17 protein-coding genes and 1 pseudogene are annotated in these 21,072 nt (G+C 69.7%); 12 read left to right on the top strand and 6 right to left on the bottom strand.

The genetic code is table 11. From position 1 onward, the window contains the following. The coding region (gene xdhC / locus QM569_RS07510; RefSeq protein ID WP_414986609.1) for a xanthine dehydrogenase accessory protein XdhC at positions 1-528 on the top strand (528 nt) is incomplete at its 5' end. Positions 529-546: 18 nt separating this feature from the next. On the opposite strand, the gene QM569_RS07505 is transcribed toward xdhC, so the two are convergent. The 4 genes from QM569_RS07505 to QM569_RS07490 all read right to left on the bottom strand — a co-directional run bounded on the left by QM569_RS07505 (position 547) and on the right by QM569_RS07490 (position 5,297). Next, on the bottom strand, positions 547-1,995 hold the full coding sequence (locus tag QM569_RS07505; RefSeq protein ID WP_414986608.1) for an aldehyde dehydrogenase family protein: 1,449 nt from the start codon (positions 1,993-1,995) through the stop codon (positions 547-549). Positions 1,996-2,055: 60 nt separating this feature from the next. Continuing rightward, positions 2,056-3,393 carry an enolase C-terminal domain-like protein gene (locus QM569_RS07500; protein WP_414986607.1) on the bottom strand — a complete coding sequence of 446 codons (1,338 nt, stop codon included), beginning with the start codon at positions 3,391-3,393 and terminating at the stop codon, positions 2,056-2,058. 15 nt (positions 3,394-3,408) lie between these two features. Next, positions 3,409-4,317 (bottom strand): 5-dehydro-4-deoxyglucarate dehydratase, encoded by a 909-nt coding sequence (gene kdgD, locus QM569_RS07495; RefSeq protein WP_414986606.1) that lies wholly within the window; start codon positions 4,315-4,317, stop codon positions 3,409-3,411. A gap of 146 nt (positions 4,318-4,463) precedes the next feature. Beyond that, positions 4,464-5,297: a FadR/GntR family transcriptional regulator gene (locus QM569_RS07490; protein ID WP_414986605.1), complete on the bottom strand. Its 834-nt coding sequence runs from the start codon at positions 5,295-5,297 to the stop codon at positions 4,464-4,466. Between the two features lie 59 nt (positions 5,298-5,356). Here QM569_RS07490 and QM569_RS07485 point away from each other — a divergent pair, with 59 nt between their 5' ends. The 11 genes from QM569_RS07485 (at position 5,357) to QM569_RS07435 (ending at position 18,415) form a co-directional block, all read left to right on the top strand. Then, positions 5,357-6,214, top strand: coding sequence for an NAD-dependent epimerase/dehydratase family protein (locus QM569_RS07485; RefSeq protein WP_414986604.1), 858 nt, complete (start codon positions 5,357-5,359; stop codon positions 6,212-6,214). Between the two features lie 13 nt (positions 6,215-6,227). Then, on the top strand, positions 6,228-7,115 hold the full coding sequence (locus QM569_RS07480) for an SMP-30/gluconolactonase/LRE family protein (RefSeq protein ID WP_414986603.1): 888 nt from the start codon (positions 6,228-6,230) through the stop codon (positions 7,113-7,115). A gap of 52 nt (positions 7,116-7,167) precedes the next feature. Then, complete coding sequence (locus QM569_RS07475) at positions 7,168-8,136, top strand: TRAP transporter substrate-binding protein (RefSeq protein ID WP_414986602.1); 969 nt, start codon at positions 7,168-7,170, stop codon at positions 8,134-8,136. A 73-nt stretch (positions 8,137-8,209) separates the two neighbouring features. Then, the gene (locus tag QM569_RS07470; RefSeq protein ID WP_414986601.1) at positions 8,210-8,752 is read left to right on the top strand and encodes a TRAP transporter small permease; all 543 of its coding nucleotides are present in this window, start codon (positions 8,210-8,212) and stop codon (positions 8,750-8,752) included. 48 nt (positions 8,753-8,800) lie between these two features. After that, positions 8,801-10,093 (top strand): TRAP transporter large permease, encoded by a 1,293-nt coding sequence (locus tag QM569_RS07465; RefSeq protein WP_414986600.1) that lies wholly within the window; start codon positions 8,801-8,803, stop codon positions 10,091-10,093. 16 nt (positions 10,094-10,109) lie between these two features. Further along, the gene (locus QM569_RS07460; protein WP_414986599.1) at positions 10,110-11,408 is read left to right on the top strand and encodes a glucarate dehydratase family protein; all 1,299 of its coding nucleotides are present in this window, start codon (positions 10,110-10,112) and stop codon (positions 11,406-11,408) included. Positions 11,409-11,446: 38 nt separating this feature from the next. After that, entirely contained in the window at positions 11,447-12,430 is a 984-nt protein-coding gene (locus QM569_RS07455) for a Bug family tripartite tricarboxylate transporter substrate binding protein (RefSeq protein WP_414986598.1), read from the top strand. Between the two features lies 1 nt (position 12,431). Further along, positions 12,432-13,985 (top strand): galactarate dehydratase, encoded by a 1,554-nt coding sequence (garD, locus tag QM569_RS07450; RefSeq protein ID WP_414986597.1) that lies wholly within the window; start codon positions 12,432-12,434, stop codon positions 13,983-13,985. 254 nt (positions 13,986-14,239) lie between these two features. Next, positions 14,240-15,487 carry a urate hydroxylase PuuD gene (locus QM569_RS07445; RefSeq protein ID WP_414986596.1) on the top strand — a complete coding sequence of 416 codons (1,248 nt, stop codon included), beginning with the start codon at positions 14,240-14,242 and terminating at the stop codon, positions 15,485-15,487. Positions 15,488-15,573: 86 nt separating this feature from the next. Further along, complete coding sequence (locus tag QM569_RS07440; protein WP_414986595.1) at positions 15,574-16,203, top strand: Crp/Fnr family transcriptional regulator; 630 nt, start codon at positions 15,574-15,576, stop codon at positions 16,201-16,203. Positions 16,204-16,324: 121 nt separating this feature from the next. After that, positions 16,325-18,415 carry a diguanylate cyclase domain-containing protein gene (locus QM569_RS07435; protein ID WP_414986594.1) on the top strand — a complete coding sequence of 697 codons (2,091 nt, stop codon included), beginning with the start codon at positions 16,325-16,327 and terminating at the stop codon, positions 18,413-18,415. An 82-nt stretch (positions 18,416-18,497) separates the two neighbouring features. Here QM569_RS07435 and xdhB read toward each other — a convergent pair whose 3' ends face one another. After that, positions 18,498-20,810, bottom strand: a complete 2,313-nt coding sequence (gene xdhB, locus QM569_RS07430; RefSeq protein WP_414986593.1) for a xanthine dehydrogenase molybdopterin binding subunit — start codon at positions 20,808-20,810, stop codon at positions 18,498-18,500. Next, positions 20,807-21,072 (bottom strand): annotated as a pseudogene (locus QM569_RS07425) (xanthine dehydrogenase small subunit); the annotation flags it as partial. The pseudogene QM569_RS07425 and the gene xdhB, both read right to left, overlap by 4 nt.

The raw sequence follows: 21,072 nt of genomic DNA, 5'->3' as shown, positions 1-21,072 counted from the left end.
CTGGCGCCGCCGCTGCACCCGGTGGCGCTGTTCGGCGGCGGGCACGTGGGCCACGCGCTGGCGCGCGCGCTGGCGCCGCTGCCGTTCGCGCTGCACTGGATCGACAGCCGCGACGGCGTGTTCCCGCCCGATCCGCCGCCGGGCGCGCAGTGCGAGCACTCCGACCCCGTGCAGGCAGCGGTGTCGGGCCTGGCGCCGCAGTCCTTCGTGCTCATCATGAGCTTCAGCCACGCCGAAGACCTGGACGTGGTCGCCGCCTGCCTCGCGCGCCAGCGCGAACGCGGCGACCTGCCCTTCATCGGCCTGATCGGCAGCCGCACCAAATGGGCCACGTTCACGCACCGCCTGCGCGCGCGCGGCTTCACCGACGAGGAACTGGCCCGCGTGACCTGCCCCATCGGCGTGCCTGGCATCACGGGCAAGCAGCCCGGGGTGATCGCCGCCGCAGTGGCCGCGCAGTTGCTGCAGACGCAGGAGCGGGTTGCATGCCAAATCGGCCTCCAGCGCCTATCCAGCAAGCGCGGATAGCTATCATTAATATAGCAATCAGGCCAGCGTGTAGGCCGTCTTGACGGTGGTGAAGAACTCCTGCGCGTACCTGCCTTGTTCGCGCGGGCCATAGCTGCTGCCCTTGCGCCCGCCGAATGGCACGTGGTAGTCCACCCCTGCCGTGGGCAGGTTCACCATCACCATGCCGGCCTGGGCGTGGCGCTTGAAGTGCGTGGCGTGCTTCAGGCTGGTCGTGGCGATGCCCGCCGACAGGCCGAACTCCGTGTCGTTGGCCACGGCCAGCGCCTCGTCGTAGTCCTTCACGCGGATCACGCTGGCCACGGGGCCGAAGATTTCCTCGCGGTTGATGCGCATCGCGGGCGTGGTGTCGGCGAACAGCGCGGGGGCCATGAAGTAGCCCTCGTGCCCGCTGCCGCTGTGGCACGGCACTTGGCCACCGCCGGTCACCCAGCGCGCGCCCTCGGCCTTGCCGATCTCGACGTAGCGCAGGTCCTGTTCCAGTTGCGCCTGGCTGACCACCGGCCCCATGTCCGTGCCTGCGGCCAGCGCGGCGCCGACCTTGATCGCTTCGATGCGGGCTTTCAGCGCCTCGACGAAGGCCGTGTAGATCTTGTCCGTCACGATGAGGCGGCTCGATGCCGTGCAGCGCTGGCCCGTGGAATAAAAGCAGCTCTGCGCCGACAGCTCCACGGCCTGCTTCAGGTCGGCATCGTCCAGCACCACCTGCGGGTTCTTGCCGCCCATCTCCAGCTGCACCTTCTTGCCGTTCTCCACGCAGGCGGCGGCAATGCCCCGGCCCACGCCGACCGAGCCCGTGAAGCTGATGGCCGCAATGCCCGGGTGGCGCACCAGCGCATCGCCGATCACGCGCCCTGGCCCCATGACCAGGTTGAACACCCCCGCCGGGATGCCCGAGCGGTGGATGATGTCTGCCAGCGCCCAGGCACAGCCCGGCACCAGGTCGGCGGGCTTGATGACCACGCAATTGCCGAAGGCCAGCGCGGGCGCGATCTTCCAGGCCGGGATGGCGATGGGGAAGTTCCACGGCGTGATCAGGCCGACCACGCCGATCGGCTCGCGCGTGATCTCCACGCCGATGCCGGGGCGCACGGAAGGCAGCGTCTCGCCCGAAAGCCGCAGGCACTCGCCCGCGAAGAACTTGAAGATTTGCCCGGCGCGCATGACCTCGCCGATGGCCTCGCCGCGCACCTTGCCTTCCTCGCGCGCCAGCAGCTCGCCGAGTTCTTCCTTGCGCGCCAGGATTTCGGAGCCGATCCTGTCGAGCGCATCCGAGCGCGCCTGGATGCCCGACGTGCTCCACGCGGGAAACGCCGCCACGGCAGCGGCCACGGCTGCGTCCACGTCAGCGGCATCGCCCTGGGCGTATTCGCCGATCACGTCGGCCAGGTGGCTGGGGTTGGTGTTGGGCGCGTAGGACTTTCCGGGAACCCAGGCGCCGTTGATCAGGTGGTCGTGTCGGGACATGAATGCTCTCTTATTGATAGCTGCTTGTGCTTTATGGATAAGCGCTGGGGGCCAATTTGACTAATGAATCATACAGGGCCGCTTGGGGTCGAACTTCCAGCCCGGGACGAGGTACTGCATGGCCACGGCATCGTCGCGCGCGCTTAAGGCCTGCGCCCGGTAGAGCGCGTTGGCGCGCTGCAGAGCGGCGCGGTCCACGGTCACGCCCAGGCCCGGCGCCGTCGGCACATCGACGAAGCCGCCGCGGATCTGCAGCGGGTTGTGCGTGAGGAACTGCCCGTCCTGCCAGATCCAGTGCGTGTCGATGGCCGTGACCTTGCCGGGCACGGCGGCGGCCACGTGGGTAAACATGGCCAGCGAGATGTCGAAGTGGTTGTTGGAGTGCGAGCCCCAGGTCAGACCCCAGTCGCGGCAGGTCTGGCCCACGCGCACGCTGCCCGCCATGGTCCAGAAATGCGGGTCGGCCAGCGGGATGTCCACCGACTGCAGCGCGAGCGCATGCACCATCTGCCGCCAGTCGGTGGCGACCATGTTGGTGGCAGTGGGCAGGCCGGTGGCGCGGCGGAATTCGGCCATCACCTCGCGGCCCGAGAAGCCGCCCTCGGCGCCGCAGGGGTCTTCGGCATAGGCCAGCACGCCGCGCATGTCGCGCATCAGGCGGATGGCGTCTTTCAGCAGCCAGCCGCCGTTGGGGTCGAGCGTGACGCGCGCCCCGGGGAAGCGCTTGGCCAGCGCGGTGACGGCCTTTACCTCCTGCTCGCCCGCCAGCACGCCGCCCTTGAGCTTGAAGTCGTTGAAGCCGTAGCGCGCGTGTGCGGCCTCGGCCTGGCGCACGATGGCTTCGGGCGTCATGGCCTCCATGTGGCGCACCTGGGCCCAGGCGTCGCTGCCGCTCGTGTCCTCGCCGGGCTTCACGTAGGGCAGGGGGGTCTTGTCCGATGGGCCGACGAAGAACAGGTAGCCCAGCATCTCCACGCGCTCGCGCTGCGGGCCTTCGCCCAGCAGCGCGGCCACGGGCACGCCCAGGTGCTGGCCCAGCAGGTCGAGCAGGCACGATTCGACGGCGGTGACGGCATGCACGCCGATGCGCAGGTCGAAGGTCTGCAGGCCGCGCCCGCCCGCGTCGCGGCCCTCCAGCGCAGCATGTACCTGCCGCAGCAGTGGCAGGTGCAGGGCTATGGGCTGGCCGATCAGCACGCGCCGGCTGTCTTCCAGCGCCTGGCGGATGCCCTCGCCGCCGGGCACTTCGCCCACGCCGGTGTGGCCCGCGCTGTCGTGGACGAGCAGCACGTTGCGCGTGAAGAACGGACCGTGCGCGCCGCTCAGGTTCATCAGCATGCCGTCGCGGCCCGCGACGGGGATGACTTCGATGTCGGTGATGGTCGGGGTGCTGGGCATGGCCGGTGTCCGGGCTTATTCGTCCAGCGTGGCGATGAGCTGGGCCAGCGCCTCGTATTCGGCGGGTTTCAGGTCCGACAGCGGCGCGCGCACGGGCCCGGCGTCGTGGCCGACGATCTTCGCGCCCGCCTTCACGATGCTCACCGCGTAGCCTTCGCCCCGGTTGCGGATGTTCAGGTACGGGATGAAGAAGTCCTTGAGCAGCTGGTGCTGCGTGGCCATGTCGTCGTTCTTCACCGCTTCATAAAAGCGCATCGCCGTCCTGGGGATGAAGTTGAAGACGGCCGACGAATACACCGGCGTGCCCAGCGCCTTGTAGGCCGCCGCATAGACCTCGGCGGTGGGCAGGCCGCCCAGGTAGGCCAGGCGGTCGCCCAGGGTCAGGTAGATGGCGGACTGGGCCTCGATGTTGCCCACGCCGTCCTTGTAGCCGACCAGGTTGGGGTTGCGCTCGGCCAGGCGCGCCACCGTCTCGGGCGCGAAGCGGCTGATGCCGCGGTTGTAGATGATGACGCCGAACTTCACGCTCCGGCACACCGCCTCGACGTGGGCGGCCAGGCCCTCCTGGCTGGCCTCGGTCAGGTAGTGCGGCAGCAGCAGGATGCCGTGGGCGCCCGCCTTCTCGGCCGCCTGCGCGCACTCGATGGCGAAGCGCGTGGGGCCGCCCGCGCCCGCGATGATGGGCACCTTGCCCTGGCAGGTGGCCACGGCAGTCTGGATGATGGCCGGGTACTCGCTGGCCGTGAGCGAGAAGAACTCGCCCGTGCCGCCCGCCGCAAACAGGGCGCTGGCGCCGTAGGGGGCCAGCCATTCCAGCCGCGCGGCGTAGCCCCGAGCGTTGAAGTCGCCGTTGGCATCGAAATCGGTCAGGGGGAAGGACAGCAGGCCGGAGCTCATCACGTCCTTGAGGTCTTGAGGGGTCATGTCGGTCTTTCTTTCGGGCAGGGGATGGTGGGCGCCGTTCGTGTTGCTATTGTCAGTCATCGTACAACTAAGAATGACCGATGCCAAGCCCTGGGCGCAAAAAACCACGCCCCGAAGGAGGCTGGAGGGGTGCGATGCGCCGCTGTTCAGCGCGCCGACGGGCTGCCGTCGCCGGGCGTGTTCTCGCGCTGGGCGGCCTCTTGCGCCAGGCGCAGGCGCTCGCGGCTGTTGGTCAGGTGGATGCGCATGGCCGCGCGGGCCGAATCGGGGTCGCGCCGCGCGATGGCGGCGAAGATTTCCTCGTGCTCCCGGTTCACGCGGCTCAGGTATTCGCCGCCCCGGTTGTGGTTGCGCAGCGCATTGACGCGGGTGCGCGGGATGATCGTGGTCCCCAGGTGCGTCATGATGTCGGCGAAGTAGGGGTTGCCCGTGGCCTGCGCGATCTGCAGGTGGAAGCGGAAGTCGGGCGACACCGTGTCGCCAGCCGCCGCCACGTTGCGCTCGAACTCGTCCAGCGCCTCGCGCATGGCCAGCAGGTGCTCCTCGGAGCGGCGCAGCGCGGCCAGCCCGGCGGACTCGGTCTCCAGGCTGATGCGCAGCTCCAGCACCGCCAGCACGTCCACCGTGGTGGCGATGTCTGCCGCCTCCAGCCGGAACATGCCTGCCATGCCGCCGCCGCGCGGCTGCAGCACGAAGGTGCCGATGCCGTGGTGCGTCTCCACCAGCCCGGCGGCCTGCAGCTTGGACAGCGCCTCGCGCACCACGGTGCGGCTGACGCCGTAGGTCTGCATGATGGCCGACTCGGTGGGCAGCTTGTCGCCGGGGCGCAGCTGCTGGGCGCGGATCTTGTCGCCCAGGTCTTCCACCAGGCCCAGTGCCAGGCTGCGGCCCTGGCGCCGGGGCGCAGCCTGCCGCGCCGCGCTGGGCCGGGGCTCGGTGGTTTCGGGGGTTGGGTGTACTCCCGTTGACATGGTGGACATGGCCTCATCATAATCTGCCCGATAGTTGTACGATGACCGATGACGTACAGCAGATATTCATGGAGACAACCTTGACCGCCACGCCTTCCCACGCAGCGCCTGCCGACGCCCCGTCCCAGCCCCTTTCACGCCTGCTGCTGACGGGGGCGGCGGGCGGCCTGGGCCGCGTGCTGCGCGAGCGGCTGCGCCCCTTCGCCCGCGTGCTGCGCGTCTCCGACATCGCGCCGCTGGGCGCGGCCAGCGGCGCGCAGGAGGAGGTGGCGCCCTGCGACCTGGCCGACAAGAAGGCCGTGGACGCCCTGGTGGCGGGCTGCGACGCCGTCGTTCACCTGGGCGGCATTTCGGTGGAGCGGCCCTTCGAGGAAATCCTGGAGGCCAACATCAAGGGCGTCTTCCACCTCTACGAAGCGGCGCGCCGCCACGGCGTGAAGCGCGTGGTGTTCGCCAGCTCCAACCACGTGATCGGCTTCTACCGGCAGGACGAGCGCATCGACGCCCGCGCGCCGCGCCGGCCCGACGGCTACTACGGCCTGTCCAAGTCCTTCGGCGAGGACATGGCCCAGTTCTACTGGGACCGCTACGGCATCGAGACGGTGAGCATCCGCATCGGCTCGTCGTTCCCCGAGCCCGCCAACCGCCGCATGCTGTGTACCTGGCTCAGCCATGGCGACCTGACGCAGCTGGTGCGCCAGTCGCTGTTCACGCCGGGGGTGGGGCACACGGTGGTGTATGGCGTGTCGGCCAACGCGCAGGTCTGGTGGGACAACCGGGCCGCTGCGCACCTGGGCTTCGCGCCGCAGGACAGCTCGGAGCGCTTTCGCGCGCAGATCGAGGCGCAGCCGCCCGTGGCGCCGAACGACCCCAGCGCCATTTACCAGGGCGGCGCGTTCACCGCGCAAGGCCCCTTCGGCGACTGAGCAGGGGCGGCACATGGTGGCGGAACTCGTACTCGACGCGCGCAACGGCACCGGCGAAAGCCCGGTGTGGCACGTGGGCGAACAGGCGCTGTACTGGGTGGACATCCCGGGCCGCGCCATCCATCGCTGGTCGCCCGCCGAGGGCCATCGGCACTGGGCCACCGACGAAATGCCCGCCTGCCTGGCCGCCACGGCCACGCCGGGGCGCTGGCTTGCGGGCATGGAAAGCGGCATCTTCGCGCTGCAATTGCAGCCCGATGGGCGCGCCAGCGCCACGCTGGCCGCGCCGGTGCAGCACGCCGCACCGGCCATGCGCTTCAACGACGGGCGCTGCGACCGCCAGGGCCGCCTGTGGGCTGGCACCATGTGCCTGGACATGGTGGCGGGCATCCGCGCGGGCGCCTGGTACCGCTTCGGCCCCGGCGACGGCGCTTTGCCCGCGCGGATCACGGACTTCATCGTGCCCAACGGCCTGGCCTTCAGCCCCGATGGCCGCACCATGTACGTGTCGGACTCGCACCCGCGGGTGCAGGCCGTCTGGGCCTTCGACTACGACACCGACACCGGCACGCCGCGCAACCGCCGCCTGTTCGTGGACATGAACCCGCTGCCTGGTCGGCCCGACGGCGCTGCGGTGGATGCCGACGGCTGCTACTGGATCTGTGGCAACGACGCTGGCCTGGTACACCGCTTCACGCCCGGCGGGCGGCTCGACCGCTCGCTGCCCGTGCCCGTCAAGAAACCGGCCATGTGTGCCTTCGGCGGCGCGGGGCTGGACACCTTGTTCGTCACGTCGATCCGCCCCGGCGGCGTCGATCTGTCCGACCAGCCCTTGGCGGGCGGTGTCTTTGCGCTCTGCCCCGGCGTGCAGGGCCTGCCGGAGCCAGCGTTCGCCGGTTGATCGATTTTTTCGTCCGTTCCATCCACGCCATCAACAGAAAGATGAGGAAGACATGAAGCTCCAGACACAACTGACCGCCCTGGCCGCTGGCCTGCTGGCACTGTCCGCGCAAGCCGTCGAGCTGCGCTCGGCAGACGTTCACAACAGCGACGACTACCCCACGGTGGCCGCCGTCAAGTACATGAGCCAGCTGCTGGAGCAGCGCAGCAGCGGCAAGTACAAGATCAAGGTCTTCAACAAGAGCGCGCTCGGCTCCGAGAAGGAGACGCTGGACCAGGTCAAGATCGGCGCGCTGGAGATGAACCGCGTCAACATCAGCTCGCTCAACGCGATCTGCCCCAAGAGCCTGGTGCCCACCATGCCCTTTCTGTTCACCTCCATCCAGCACATGCGCAAGGTGCTGGACGGCCCGGTGGGGGACGAAATCCTCAAGGGCTGCGAGCACCAGGGCCTGGTGGGCCTGGCCTTCTACGACAGCGGCGCGCGCTCCATCTACGCCAAGAAGCCGGTGCGCACGCTGGCCGATGTCAAGGGCATGAAGATCCGCGTGCAGCAGTCCGACCTGTGGGTTGCGCTGGTCAGCGCCATGGGCGCCAATGCCACCCCCATGGCCACCGCCGAGGTCTATACCGGCCTGAAGACGGGCGTGATCGACGCCGCCGAGAACAACGAGCCCTCCTACGAAGGCTTCAAGCACTACGAGGCGGTGAAGTACTACTCGTACACCCAGCACTCCATGGCGCCCGAGGTGCTGGTGATGTCCAAGGCCGTGTTCGACAAGTTGCCGCCGGCCGACCAGGCCCTGTTCCGCGCCGCAGCCAAGGAGTCGGTGGCCTTCCAGCGCCAGAAGTGGGACGAACAGACTGCCAAGGCGATCGAGATCGTGAGCAAGGCCGGTGTCGAATGGGTGCGCGACGTGAACAAGGCCGAGTTCCAGAACGCGATGAAGCCGGTGTACGACAAGTTCATGACCACGCCCGACCTCCAGCGCCTGGTGAAGGCCGTGCAGGACACCAAGTAAGCCTGCTGCGCCGCCCGCCCGCGCGGCCCGCCGCGTGGGCAGCGTCTCCATCCCATCTTCCGCTGGAATGTCCATGACCGATACGCTTCCTGCCGATGCCGCGCGCCAGCGCCCCCCGGCCACACACGTCTTCGCCCGGTTCTGCGCCTGGCTCAGCAAGTTCTGCCTGGTGGTGTCCATAGTGGGCCTGATGGCGCTGATCCTGGCGGTGCAGACGCAGGTGATAGGCCGCTACGTCTTCAACGACACCCCCACCTGGACCGAGGCGCTGGCGCTGGAGCTGGTGCTCTACATCACCGCGCTGGCCGTGGCCGTGGGCGTGCGCGACGCCGGGCACATCGGCCTGGAGTCGCTGGTCTCGCTGATGCCCGAATGGATGCGCCTGAAGGTCGAGGTGCTGATCCACCTGCTGGTGGCGCTGTTCGGCGGCATCATGGCCTGGGCCGGATGGCTCTGGACCCGCCTCAAGTGGGACGAGCTCGATCCCATGCTGGGGCTGCCTGCGGGCCTGGACTACCTGGCGCTGGTGATCGCTGGGGTGCTCATCGCGGTCTTCTCGTTCGAACACATCCTCGCGCTGCTGCGCGGCGAGGAGGTCGTGCCGTCCTGGCACTGACCCCCGCCCACCCACATCGCATCTCCCCCCGCAGCAAGGCAGCCCATCATGGAACTGGTCATCCTGTCCGTCTCCTTTCTCATCCTGTTGCTCATCGGCGTGCCGGTGGCGTTCTCCATCGGCCTGGCGTCCGTCGCCACGGTGCTCTATGCCGGTGTGCCGGTGCCCGTCGTGTTCCAGAAGATGGTCGGCGGCATGCAGGTGTTCTCGTTCATGGCGATCCCGTTCTTCGTGTTTGCTGGCGAGCTGATGCTCTACGGCGGCATCGCCGACCGCATCGTGCGCTTCGCCAACAGCCTGGTGGGCCACGTGCGCGGCGGCCTGGGCATGAGCAACGTCGTGGGCTGCACGCTCTTCGGCGGCGTGTCCGGCTCGGCCCTGGCCGACGTGTCGGCCATGGGCTCGGTGATGATCCCGCTGATGAAGAAGGAGGGCTACGACGCCGACTACGCCGTCAACGTCACCACCCACGCGGCGCTGGTCGGCGTGCTGATGCCCACCTCGCACAACATCATCATCTTCACGCTGGCCACCACCGGCATCGCGTCGGTCAGCGTGCTCAGCATGATCCTGGCGGGCGTCATTCCGGCGTTGCTGCTGACGCTGTGCAACCTGGGCGCGGCCTACTACGTCGCGGTCAAGCGCGGCTACCCGATCCGCGGCAAGTTCCCCGGCTGGGGCGAGGTGCTGGGCGCCTGCCTGGCGGCCCTGCCGGGCCTGATGATCGTTTTCATCATCCTGGCGGGCATTCTCTCGGGCGTCTTCACGCCCGCCGAATCGGCCGCCGTCGCGGTGCTGTGGGCGCTGCTGGTCACGGCCCTGGTCTATCGCTCGCTCACCTGGGGCGACTTCCTCAAAGCCTGCGCCAAGGCGTGCAAGACCACGGGCGTGGTGCTGCTGCTGATCGGCATCTCATCGGCCTTCGGCTACTTCATGGCGCTGTACGAGGTGCCGCAGAAGACCGGCGCGCTGATGACCTCGATCTCGGACAGCCCGCTGGTCATCTTCCTCATGATCAACGTGCTGCTGTTCCTGCTCGGCACCTTCCTCGACATGGCCGCCACCATCCTCGTGTGTACGCCCATCTTCCTGCCGATAGCCATGCAGTTCGGCATGGACCCGGTGCAGTTCGGCGTGGTGATGCTGATCAACTGCGCGCTGGGCCTGAACACGCCGCCGGTGGGGGTGACGCAGTTCGTGGGCTGTGCGATCGGGGGCATCTCCGTGGGGCAGGTGATGCGCTCCATCCTGCCGTTCTACGGCGCGCTCACCATCTGCCTGCTGCTGGTGACCTACGTGCCCGCGTTCTCGCTGTGGCTGCCCGGCCTGATGGCCCGCTGAACGGACGCCCGCCGCCATGACCGCCTCGCCGCACGCCATACGGCACGTCCGCGTCACGCCCATCGCGTTCCGCGACCCGCCGCTGCTCAACGCGGCCGGCATCCACGAGCCCTGGGCGCTGCGCTCCATCATCGAGATCGAGACCGCGTCGGGCCTGGTGGGCATCAACGAGAGCTACGGCGACCAGCCCATGCTGGACGCGCTGGCCCAGGCCGCGCCTGCGCTGCGGGGCCTGTCGCCCTGGGCGCTGAACGAGATGGAGGCGCGCGTGGCCGCGCTGGTCGCGCCGCCTGTGCAGACCCGCTCGGAATTCCTGGCGCAGCAAGTCTCGCTGGCGCCCGGCACCCATGTGTCCAAGACCGTGGCCAAGGTGGTCAGCGCCTTCGAGGTGGCCATGCTGGACCTGCAGGGCCAGCTCGCCAACGCGCCCGTGGTCGATCTGCTGGGCGGCGCGGCGCGCACGCACGTGCCGTACTCGGCCTACCTGTTCTACAAGTACGCCGAGCACATCGAGCGCCCGTACGCGCCCGACCCCTGGGGCGAGGCGCTGACGCCCGGGCACCTCGTGGCGCAGGCGCGGCGCATGATCGATCTGTACGGATTTCAGAGCATCAAGCTCAAGGCCGGTGCGCTCGCGCCCGAGCAGGAGGCCGCAGGCATCCTGGCGCTGGCCCAGGCTTTCCCCGGCACGCCGCTGCGCATTGACCCCAATGCCAACTGGAGCGTGGCCACCAGCCTGGAGATCGTCGCGCGGCTGCGCGGCGTGCTGGAGTATTACGAGGACCCGGCCCCGGGCCTGGAAGGCATGGCCGCCGTGGCGCGAGCGTGCGACGTGCCGCTGGCCACCAACATGGTGGTGACGGACTTCGCCGAGTTCCGCCGCAACGCCGACATGGGCTGCCCTGTCAAGATCGTGCTCAGCGACCACCACTACTGGGGCGGGCTGCGCGCCACGCAGCGCCTGTCCACGCTGTGCAGCACCTTCGGCCTGGGCCTGTCCATGCACAGCAACTCGCACCTGGGCGTGAGCCTGGTGGCCATGACGCACCTGTGCGCCAGCGTGCCGCTGCTCACCTACGCCTGCGATACGCACTACCCCTGGCAGGACGACGAGGTCGTGCAAGGCGGCCGCCTGCGCTTCGAGCAGGGCAGCCTGCGCGTGCCGACCGCGCCGGGCCTGGGCGTGACGCTGGACCGCCAGGCGCTCGCCCGCCTGCATGACAACTACCTGCGCTGCGGCATCCGCAACCGCGACGACCTCGCGCAGATGCGCAAGTACGACCCGGCCTTCACCGGCAGGCAGCCGCGCTTTTGAAGCCTTTGAGTTTTTCCACAAGACAGGAGACAAGCACCATGCAACGCCGCACCTTGATCCGCAGCTCCCTCGCCGTCGGCGCCGCCGCCGTTCTGCCCGTTGCGGCGCAGAGCACCTGGCCCACGGGCAAGGCCATCACCTACCTGGTGCCGTTTCCGCCCGGCGGCAACACCGACACCCTGGCGCGCGTGATCGCCCAGCCCCTGGGCCAGGCGCTGGGCACGCCGGTGGTCATCGAGAACAAGGGCGGCGCGGGCGGCAGCGTGGGCTCTGCCCTGGCCGCGCGCGCACCGGCGGACGGCTACACCATCCTGGGCGGCACCATCAGCTCGCACGCCATCAACGTAAGCCTGTATGCCAAGCTGGACTACGACCCCATCAAGTCGTTCACGCCCGTGGCCATGCTCGGCTCCGGGCCGCTGGTGCTGGTGGTGCCCGCATCCAGCCCGTGCAAGACGCTCTCTGACGTGCTCGCCGCCAGCCGGGCCAAGGCCGGGGCGGGCGGGCTTTCATCGGCATCGCCCGGCACCGGCACTTCGCCGCACATGGCCATGGAGCTGCTGGCCCACCAGTCGGGTGTGAAGTTCACGCACGTGCCCTACAAGGGCAGCGGCCCGGCGGTGCAGGACGTGATCGGCGGCCAGGTGGACATGATGTTCGACACCACGCTGATCGTCGGCCCCCACATCCAGTCGGGCAAGCTGCGCCCCATTGCCGTGACCAGCTCCAGCCGCCTGGAGTCCCTGCCAGACGTGCCCACCATCGCCGAGGCCGGGCAGAAGGGCTTCGACATGGGCTCGTGGCAGGCCGTGTTCGCCCCGGCGGGAACGCCCAGGCCCATCGTCGCCCGGCTGCATGCGGAGATCATGAAGATCGTCGCCACGCCCGAGGTCCAGGCCCGGCTCAAGGGCTTCGGCATGCTCCCCTCGGCCATGACGCCCGCCGAACTGGGCGAGTACCAGAAGGCCGAGGTGGCCAAGTGGGCGCAGGTCGTCAAGGCGGCGGGCATCAAAGCGGAGTGACATGAACCCCCTGTACATCACCATGGACGAGCGCGACAACGTCGCCATCGTCGCCAACGACGGGGGCTTGCCGGCAGGCACGGTGTTCCCCTCGGGGCTGACGCTGGTGGACCCGGTGCCGCAGGGCCACAAGGTCGCGCTGGTGGATCTGAACGCGGGTGACCCGGTGCGCCGCTACAACGTGGTGATAGGCCGCGCCGCCAAGGCCCTGCCCGCCGGAAGCTGGGTACACGAGCGCCTGCTGGAGATGCCCGCCGCGCGCTCGCTGCAGGGCCTGCCCATCGCCACGGTGAAGCCGCCCGAGCCGCCGCCGCTTCAGGGCTACACCTTCGAGGGCTACCGCAACGCCGACGGCTCGGTGGGCACGCGCAACATCCTCGCCATCACCACCACGGTGCAGTGCGTGGCCGGCGTGCTCGACTTCGCGGTGCGCCGCATCAAGGCCGAGCTGCTGCCGCGCTACCCGCACGTCGATGACGTGGTCGGCCTGGAGCACACCTACGGCTGCGGCGTGGCCATCGACGCCGTGGGCGCCGAGATTCCGCAGCGCACCCTGCGCAACATCAGCCGCAACCCCAACTTCGGCGGCGAGGTGATGGTGGTCAGCCTGGGCTGCGAGAAGCTCCAGCCCGAGCGCCTGCTGCCGCCGGGCACATTTCCCATCGTGGACGAGCGCGCGCCGCAGCTCGACGTGGTCTGCCTGCAGGACGAGGCACACGTGGGCTTCATGAGCATGATCGACTCCATCATGGAGCGCGCCAAGGCACACCTGGAGCGCCTGAACCGGCGCCGCCGCGAGACCGTGCCCGCCAGCGCCCTGGTCGTCGGCGTGCAGTGCGGCGGCAGCGACGCCTTCAGCGGCGTGACGGCCAACCCCGCCGTGGGCTTTTGCACCGACCTGCTGGTGCGCGCGGGCGCCACCGTGATGTTCAGCGAAGTGACCGAGGTGCGCGACGGCATCGACCAGCTCACCGCGCGCGCCGCCACGCCCGAGGTGGCCGAGGCCATGATCGCGGAGATGGCCTGGTACGACGCCTACCTCGACAAGGGCAAGGTGGACCGCAGCGCCAACACCACGCCGGGCAACAAGAAGGGCGGCCTGTCCAACATCGTCGAAAAGGCCATGGGCAGCATCGTCAAGAGCGGCACCGCGCCCATCACGGGCGTGCTCTCGCCGGGGCAAAAACTGAGCGACCGGGGCATCACGAGCGGCCTGGTCTATGCCGCCACACCCGCCAGCGACTTCATCTGCGGCACGCTGCAACTGGCCGCGGGCATGAACCTGCACGTCTTCACCACGGGCCGGGGCACGCCCTACGGCCTGGCGCAGGCGCCGGTCATCAAGGTCGCCACGCGCAGCGACCTGGCGCGGCGCTGGCACGACCTGATGGACGTGAACGCGGGCCGCATCGCCGACGGCCAGGCCACCATCGAAGACGTGGGCTGGGAGCTGTTCCGCCTGATGCTCGACGTGGCCAGCGGCCAGAAAACCTGGGCCGAGCACTGGAAGCTGCACAACGCGCTGGTGCTGTTCAACCCCGCGCCGGTGACCTGAATTTGCTCATCTATTGATAGCTGCTCGCGCTTGCTGCATAAGCGCTGAATGCCAATTTGGCTTGAAAACCGCAGGGCAGTCACCTGCGGGTCACTACCGAGCCCGCGCGTATGGTGCTGGCCCGCAAAACTGCATACACTTCGTGTCCACAAAATCGGTCGCAGCGGTGCCCAGGCAGCTACTGCCAAGGTGCGCGGCCCCCATGACTGCTCAGAGCGCCCGCAGTGGTGAGCAGCCAAGCAAGGTTGAGAACTATGGAAAGCTACCTTCTCGACTGGGCCAACCTGCTGCTGCGCTGGGTCCACGTCATCACCGCCATCGCCTGGATCGGCTCCTCGTTCTACTTCGTCTTCCTGGACAGCAGCCTCACCCCGCCCGAGGACGAGGACCTGAAGAAGCAGGGTGTCAGCGGCGAGCTCTGGGCCGTTCACGGCGGCGGCTTCTACCACCCGGTCAAGTTCAACGTCTCGCCCCCGAAGCTGCCAGGCCACCTGCACTGGTTCTTCTGGGAGAGCTACAGCACCTGGATCAGCGGCTTCGCGCTGTTCACGGTGTCGTACCTGTACAGCGCCAGCACCTACCTCATCGACAAGTCGCGCATGGACTGGGCGCCGTCCACCGCCATCGTGGTGGCGCTGGCGTTCTTCGTGGTGTTCTGGCTGCTGTACGACGGCATCTGCCGCCTCTTCGGCCAGCGCAGGAACGGCGACGCCATCGTGGGCGCACTGGTGCTGGTGCTGGTGTGCATCGCGTCCTGGCTGGCCTGCCACTGGTTCGCGGGGCGCGCGGCCTTCTTGCTGGTGGGCGCGATGATCGCCACGGCCATGAGCGCCAACGTGTTCTTCTGGATCATCCCCGGCCAGCGCACCGTGGTGCGGCAGATCCGCACCGGGCAGGGCGTGGACCCCGTCCACGGCCAGCGCGGCAAGCAGCGCAGCGTACACAACACGTATTTCACGCTGCCGGTGATCTTTGCCATGTTGTCCAACCACTACAGCTTCACCTGGAGCCACCCGCAGAACTGGCTGGTGCTCATCCTCATGATGTTCGCGGGCGCGGCCATCCGCCAGTTCTTCGTCATGCGCCACGGCCACAAGCTGGGCCGCAACCGCAACCCGCTGCCCTATGCGCTGGTGGGCGTGGCGGTGATCGCCGCCGTCATCGCGTGGATGCGCCCGGCGCCCGTGGCCGCGCCAGCGGCGAATGCTACTGTTTCAGGAGCTGTCAGCGCAGGTGCAGCAAGCGCTGCAGGCCAATTTGGCTATGAACAGCTGCAACCCGTGCTGGCACAGCGCTGCTACCTGTGCCACGGCGCGCAGGTGCAGATGAAGAACCTGCGGCTCGACTCGGCCGCCAGCGTGAAGCAGCATGCGCAGGCCGTCTATCAGCAGGTGGTGGTGCAAAAGCTCATGCCCATGAACAACGCCACGGGCATGACGGATGCCGAGCGCGCCGTGGTCCAGCGCTGGTTCGAGGCGGGCGCACCCACCCCGGCGCAGTAAAACCGTGCCCGGCGCGGCGTGGGGAATGTCGCAAGTGTTGATTTTTCTCAATGCCCGCAGGGCGGCGGCGCGGCACAGTCGCTGCCATGCAGCCGCCCACGTGTTTCCCACTGCCCGCCGACACCGAGGCCATCGCCGCCGGTGAAGTGCTGCACCGGCGCAACGAGGTGCAAACGTCGGTGCTGCACCTGCACAGCGGTCGCGTGCTGCGCGGCGTGCTGGAGGGCGATGTCCTGCGCCACCAGCTCGGCGCGGTGGAGGGGCCCGTCTGGCTGGACGCGGCGTCTGCCCTGCTGGGGCTGCCGCTGCCGGTGGACATGGTGGCCGACACGCCGGTGCTGGTGCGCCGCCTGCCCATCCAGGCGCTGTGCGACAGCCTGGCGCAACTGCCTGCCGGTGCGCGCGGCCTGCTGCTGGACATGGCGCGGGGCCACCGCCAGCAGTGCGAGCTGGCCGTGAGCCGCCTGGCGCAGGACGCCGAGTCGCGCTGCGCCCAATGGCTGCTGCAGCACGCCGAGCCGGGCCACGGCGACGGCGGCGCCCTGCAGGTGCGGCTGCACCTGCGCAAGCGCCTCATCGCCGCGCAACTGGGCATTGCGCCCGAGACCTTCTCGCGCGTGCTGCGCCACCTGCGCGACCGGGGCCTGGTGCATGGCACCGGCAACGTGCTGAACCTGCCCCAGCCGCGCGCCCTGCAGTCCATGGCAGGGTGCTGACGCGGCGGCGGCTGCGCCGCCTGCTCAGGGTTTTTCCCCGCCACTGACCGAGGGTTGTACCCAAGCCTTGGGCTGCAGGGGCTGCGTATATTGGCCTGAACATGCCCACCACAGCATCGCCATGACGCCGCCAGCCCACCCCGCGCCGCCCGCGCATCAGCACGATGCGCCGCAATGGCTGGCGCCGGGTTCGCTGGTGCTGCGGCTGATGCTCGTGGCGGTGCTGGCGGTGGCGGCGGCGGGCGTGGCGTCGGCCTGGCTCGTCAGCCGCGCCTCGGGGCAGGAGGCCGTGCGCCGCGTGGTCAGCCAGCAGACCGACGAGGTCGAAGTGGTGGCCCGCCTGCTGGCCAGCAAGATCGAGCAGAGCCAGAAGGTGCTGCGCACCGTGGCCGCCACCATCACGCAGGACATGCTCGACTCTCCCGCCGCGCTGGAATGGCTGCTGCAAAAGGGCCTGCCCGCGGTGCAGTTCTTCGACACCCTGCAGGTGGCGCGCGACAACGGCGAACTGCGCCTGAACCTGCGCGCGGGCCGTCCGCAGAAGGCCGCCGACCTGGACCCGGCCGAGCGCGATGTGCTGCGCCGCACCCTGGTGGACGGCAAGCCGCTGGTGTCCGAGTTCATCCTGGGCGGCACCAGCGAGGCGCGGGTGGTGTTCACCATGCCGCTGCACCGCGAGGACGGCACCGTTCTCGGCGCCGTGGCGGGCGCGCTGCGGCTGCAGTCGCAGGGCCTGCTGCCGCCGTCCATGGCGCTGCCCGCGCGCGACGACTCGCGGCTGATGGTCTTCACGCGCGACGGCACCATCCTCTCGCACTCCGACCCTGCCCGCGTGCTGGGCAAGGTGCAGGACGAGGCGGGGCTGGCACCCGTCTATGCCCGCTGGCTGGCCGGGGCGCAGCCCGTGGCCGGGCGGGGTGCCACGCAGATGGAGCCGGAGCACATCGTCAGCATGGCCGGCATGCCGCTGCCGCAGTGGATGGTGGCGCGCGTCACGTCGTCGCGGGCGCTGCTCGCGCCGCTGCAGGGCGCGCAGCGCGAGGCGTGGTGGCTGTCCGCCGCCAGCATGGCGCTGTGCATGCTGCTGGCGGCGGCGGCCATGGCCTGGATGGCCCAGCCCCTGGCGCAGCTCACCCACGGCGCGCGCCAGATGCTGCGCCGCTCGCCCCGGCCCGACGCCGCCATCGCGTGGCCCCGCGCGCGCGGCGAGGTGGGCGAGCTGGTGCGCGTGTTCCAGGACCTGGCGCGCCAGGGCTGGCAGGAGCAGCAGCGCAAGGCCACGCTGGACGGGCAGTTTCAGGCGGTGCTGGACAACGCCTCCGTGGGCATCCTCATCACGCGCCACGGCGTGCTGGAGGTCGTGGGCCGCCAGGCGTGCCTGATGCTGGGCTACACCGTGGGCGAGCTGCAGGGCCGCCCGGTGCGCCACCTGTATGCCAGCGATGCCGAATACGAGCGCGTGGGCCGTGCCGTGCGGGCCGAGTTCGCGGCGCACGGCGCGTTCGACGGCGACGTGTGCTTTCTGCGCAAGGACGGCAGCCCCGTGTGGGCCCGCGTGCAGGGGCGCGACATGCGGCTGGGCGACGTGGAGGGCGGCACGGTCTGGATCCTGGAGGACATCACCGCCGCGCGCGAGGCCCAGGGGCAGCAGAGCTGGGACCGCACGCACGACGCGCTGACCCAGCTCTACAACCGCGCCGCGTTCGACGAGCGCCTGGGCCAACTGCTCCTGTCCGACCGCTCGAACGGCCCGCTCGGTCGCGGCGACGGCGTGGTGCTGTTCCTGGACCTGGACCACTTCACCGTGGTGAACGACATCGCAGGCCACGACGCGGGCGACGACGTGCTGCGCCACGTGGCCCGCCTGCTGGAGTCGCAGGTGCGCCAGGTCGGCTGGGCGGCGCGCCTGGGCGGCGACGAGTTCGCCGTGGTGCTGCCCGGCTGCGCCCTGGCGCGCGGGCAGGCCGTGGCCGAGCAGCTGCGCGCGGCAGTCGCGGCCTGGGAGCCGTCCTACCAGGGGCGCAGCTTCATCCTGGGGGTGAGCATTGGCCTCGTGGTGCTGGACGCGAGCCTGCAGGACGTGCCCTCGGTGCTGTACGCGGCCGACATGGCCTGCTACGACGCCAAGCGCGCGGGGCGCAACCGGGTGGTGACGCGGCACGTGGATCGCCCGGCCAGGGCGCCCGCGCGCCCCGAGGCGGCAGTCACCTGAGCTGCGCAGCCGCCAGGCCGTTTGCAATCAAATTGATAGCTGCCAGCGCTTGCTGCATAAGCGCTGGATGCCAAAAAGACCATTAACCGTGCAGCCGCCCCAGGGCCCGCAGCACGTTCTCGGCGGTGGCGGGCGCGGTCAGGGCCACGGGCGCCGTGGCGTCGCCGCCGCGCCCTGCGGCCACCGCGTTGCGCAGCGCCTCGAACACGCTGATGGCCAGCATGAACGGCGGCTCGCCCACGGCCTTGCTGCCGCCCACGTTGTCCTCGCGGTTGGCCTCGGGCCACAACTGGACCTTGAAGTGCGCGGGCACGTCGCCCGTGGCAGGGATCTTGTACGTGCTGGGCGCGTGCGTGGCGAGGGTGCCCTTGTCGTTCCACACGAGCTGCTCGGTGGTCAGCCAGCCCATGCCCTGGATGAAGCCGCCTTCGATCTGCCCCACGTCCAGCGCCGGGTTGATGCTGTGGCCCACGTCGTGCAGGATGTCCACGCGCAGCACGCGGCTCTCGCCGGTGAGGGTGTCGATGACGACCTCGGAGCAGGCCGCGCCGTAGGCAAAGTAGTAGAACGGCCGGCCCGTGAGCGTGGTCTTGTCGTAGTGGATCTTGGGCGTGCGGTAGAAGCCGTCGCTCCAGAGCTGGATGCGGTTGGCATACGCCTCTTTCACCACGTCGCCCCAGGCGCGCACCTTGTGGGGCGAGATGACCTGCCCGCCCTCGAAGCGGATCGCGCCCGCGCCGCAGCCGTCCAGCCCGCACACGAAGGACGCGAGGTTGTCGCGCACGTTGCGCGCCGCGAACTGCGCCGCGCGCCCGTTCAGGTCGGTGCCGCTGCTGGCGGCGGTGGCGCTGGCGTTGGGCACCTTGCTGGTGTCGCTGGCGGTCACCAGCACGCGCGACAGCGGCACGCCCAGCTCGTCGGCCACGATCTGCGCCACCTTGGTGTGCAGGCCTTGGCCCATTTCGGTGCCCCCGTGGTTCACCTGCACGCTGCCGTCGGTATAGACGTGTACCAGCGCGCCCGCCTGGTTGAACAGCGTGGCGGTGAAGCTGATGCCGAACTTGACGGGCGTGATGGCCAGGCCGCGCTTGAGCACGGGGCTTTGCGCGTTCCAGGCCGAAATGGCCGCCTGCCTTTGCCGGTATTGCGCATCGTGCTCCAGTTTTGGTAGCAGATCGTGCAGGATGTTGTCCTCCACCGCCATCTGGTAGTGGGTGACGTTGCGGTCGGTGGTGCCGTAGAGGTTGACCCTGCGCACGTCCTGCGCGTCCAGCCCCAGGGCGCGGGCGATGTCGCCCAGGATGGCCTCGATCACGATCACGCCCTGCGGCCCGCCGAAGCCGCGAAAGGCCGTGTGGCTTTGCGTGTGGAGCTTGCAGCGGTACGAGGCGATCTCCACGTCGCTCAAAAAATAGGCGTTGTCGCTGTGGAATACCGCCCGGTCGGCCACGGGGCCGGACAGGTCGGCCGAAAAGCCGCAGTGGGCCGCCATGTGCAGCTGCAGCCCGGTGATGCGGCCCGTGCCGTCAAAGCCCACGTCGTAGCGGTACGAGAACGGGTGGCGCTTGCCGGTGACCATGAAGTCCTCGTCCCGGTCGAGCCGCAGCTTGATGGGGCGGCCCAGCTTGTGCGCGGCCACGGCGGCCCACACCGCCAGGTGCCCGGCCTGCGTCTCCTTGCCGCCAAAGCCGCCGCCCATGCGGCGGCACTCCACCGTCACGGCGTGGTTGTCGATGCCCAGGGCGTGCGACACCCAGTGCTGCACCTCGCCGGGGTGCTGGGTGCTGGAATACACCCACCACTGGTTCTGCTCCAGCGGCAGCACGTAGGCGACCTGGCCCTCCAGGTAGAAGTGCTCCTGGCCGCCCACTTCCAGGCTGCCGCTCAGGCGGTGCGGCGCGCGCGCCAGGGCAGCCTCGGGGTCGCCCCGGCGCACGAAGACGGGGGGCAGCACGTAGCTTTCGGCGTCCAGTGCTTCCTGCACGCTCAGGATGGCGGGCAGGGGCGTGATGTCGGGCTGGACGGCGCGCACGGCGCGGCGCGCCTGCATCACCGTGTCGGCGACGACGAGGCCGATGACCTGGCCGACGTGCTGCACGGTGCCGGTGGCGAACACGGGCTCGTCGTGCGCGAAGGCGGCCAGCAGCTTGTCGCCCGGCACGTCCTGCGCCAGCACCACGCCGCGCACGCCGGGCATCGCCAGGGCGGCGCTGGCGTCCACGCCGTTGAGCGTGCCGTGGGCCACGGTGGAGAGGATGGGCGCGGCGTAGAGCGTGCCCTTCACTTCGGGCAGGTCGTCGATGTAGTGGGCCGCGCCCGCCACCTGGGCGCGCGCGCTTTCGTGGATGTGCGACTGGCCCATGGCGCGCAGGGGCTGCGGGGCGGTCTTGGTCATGCTGCTTCCTCCAGGCGGAAGTTCTCCACGCTCACTGCGGGGTGGCCCTGGCTTTCGAGCCAGAAGCGCCGCAGCAGGCTGGCGAGCACGGTGCGGCGGTAGGCGCCGCTGGCGCGCATGTCGGAGATGGGGCTGAACTCGGCCTGCAGCGCCTGCGCGGCGCGCTCCACGGTGTGCTCCGACCAGGGCTGGCCGGTCAGCGCGGCCTCGGTCTGGCGCGCGCGCGCCGGGGTGGCGGCCACGCCGCCCGCGCCGAGGCTGG

It is taken from the genome of Acidovorax sp. (assembly GCF_047607405.1).
GTDB lineage: Bacteria > Pseudomonadota > Gammaproteobacteria > Burkholderiales > Burkholderiaceae_C > Acidovorax.
Note: the sequence above shows the minus strand (reverse complement) of the source record. Positions and strands in the feature narration are given on the sequence as shown.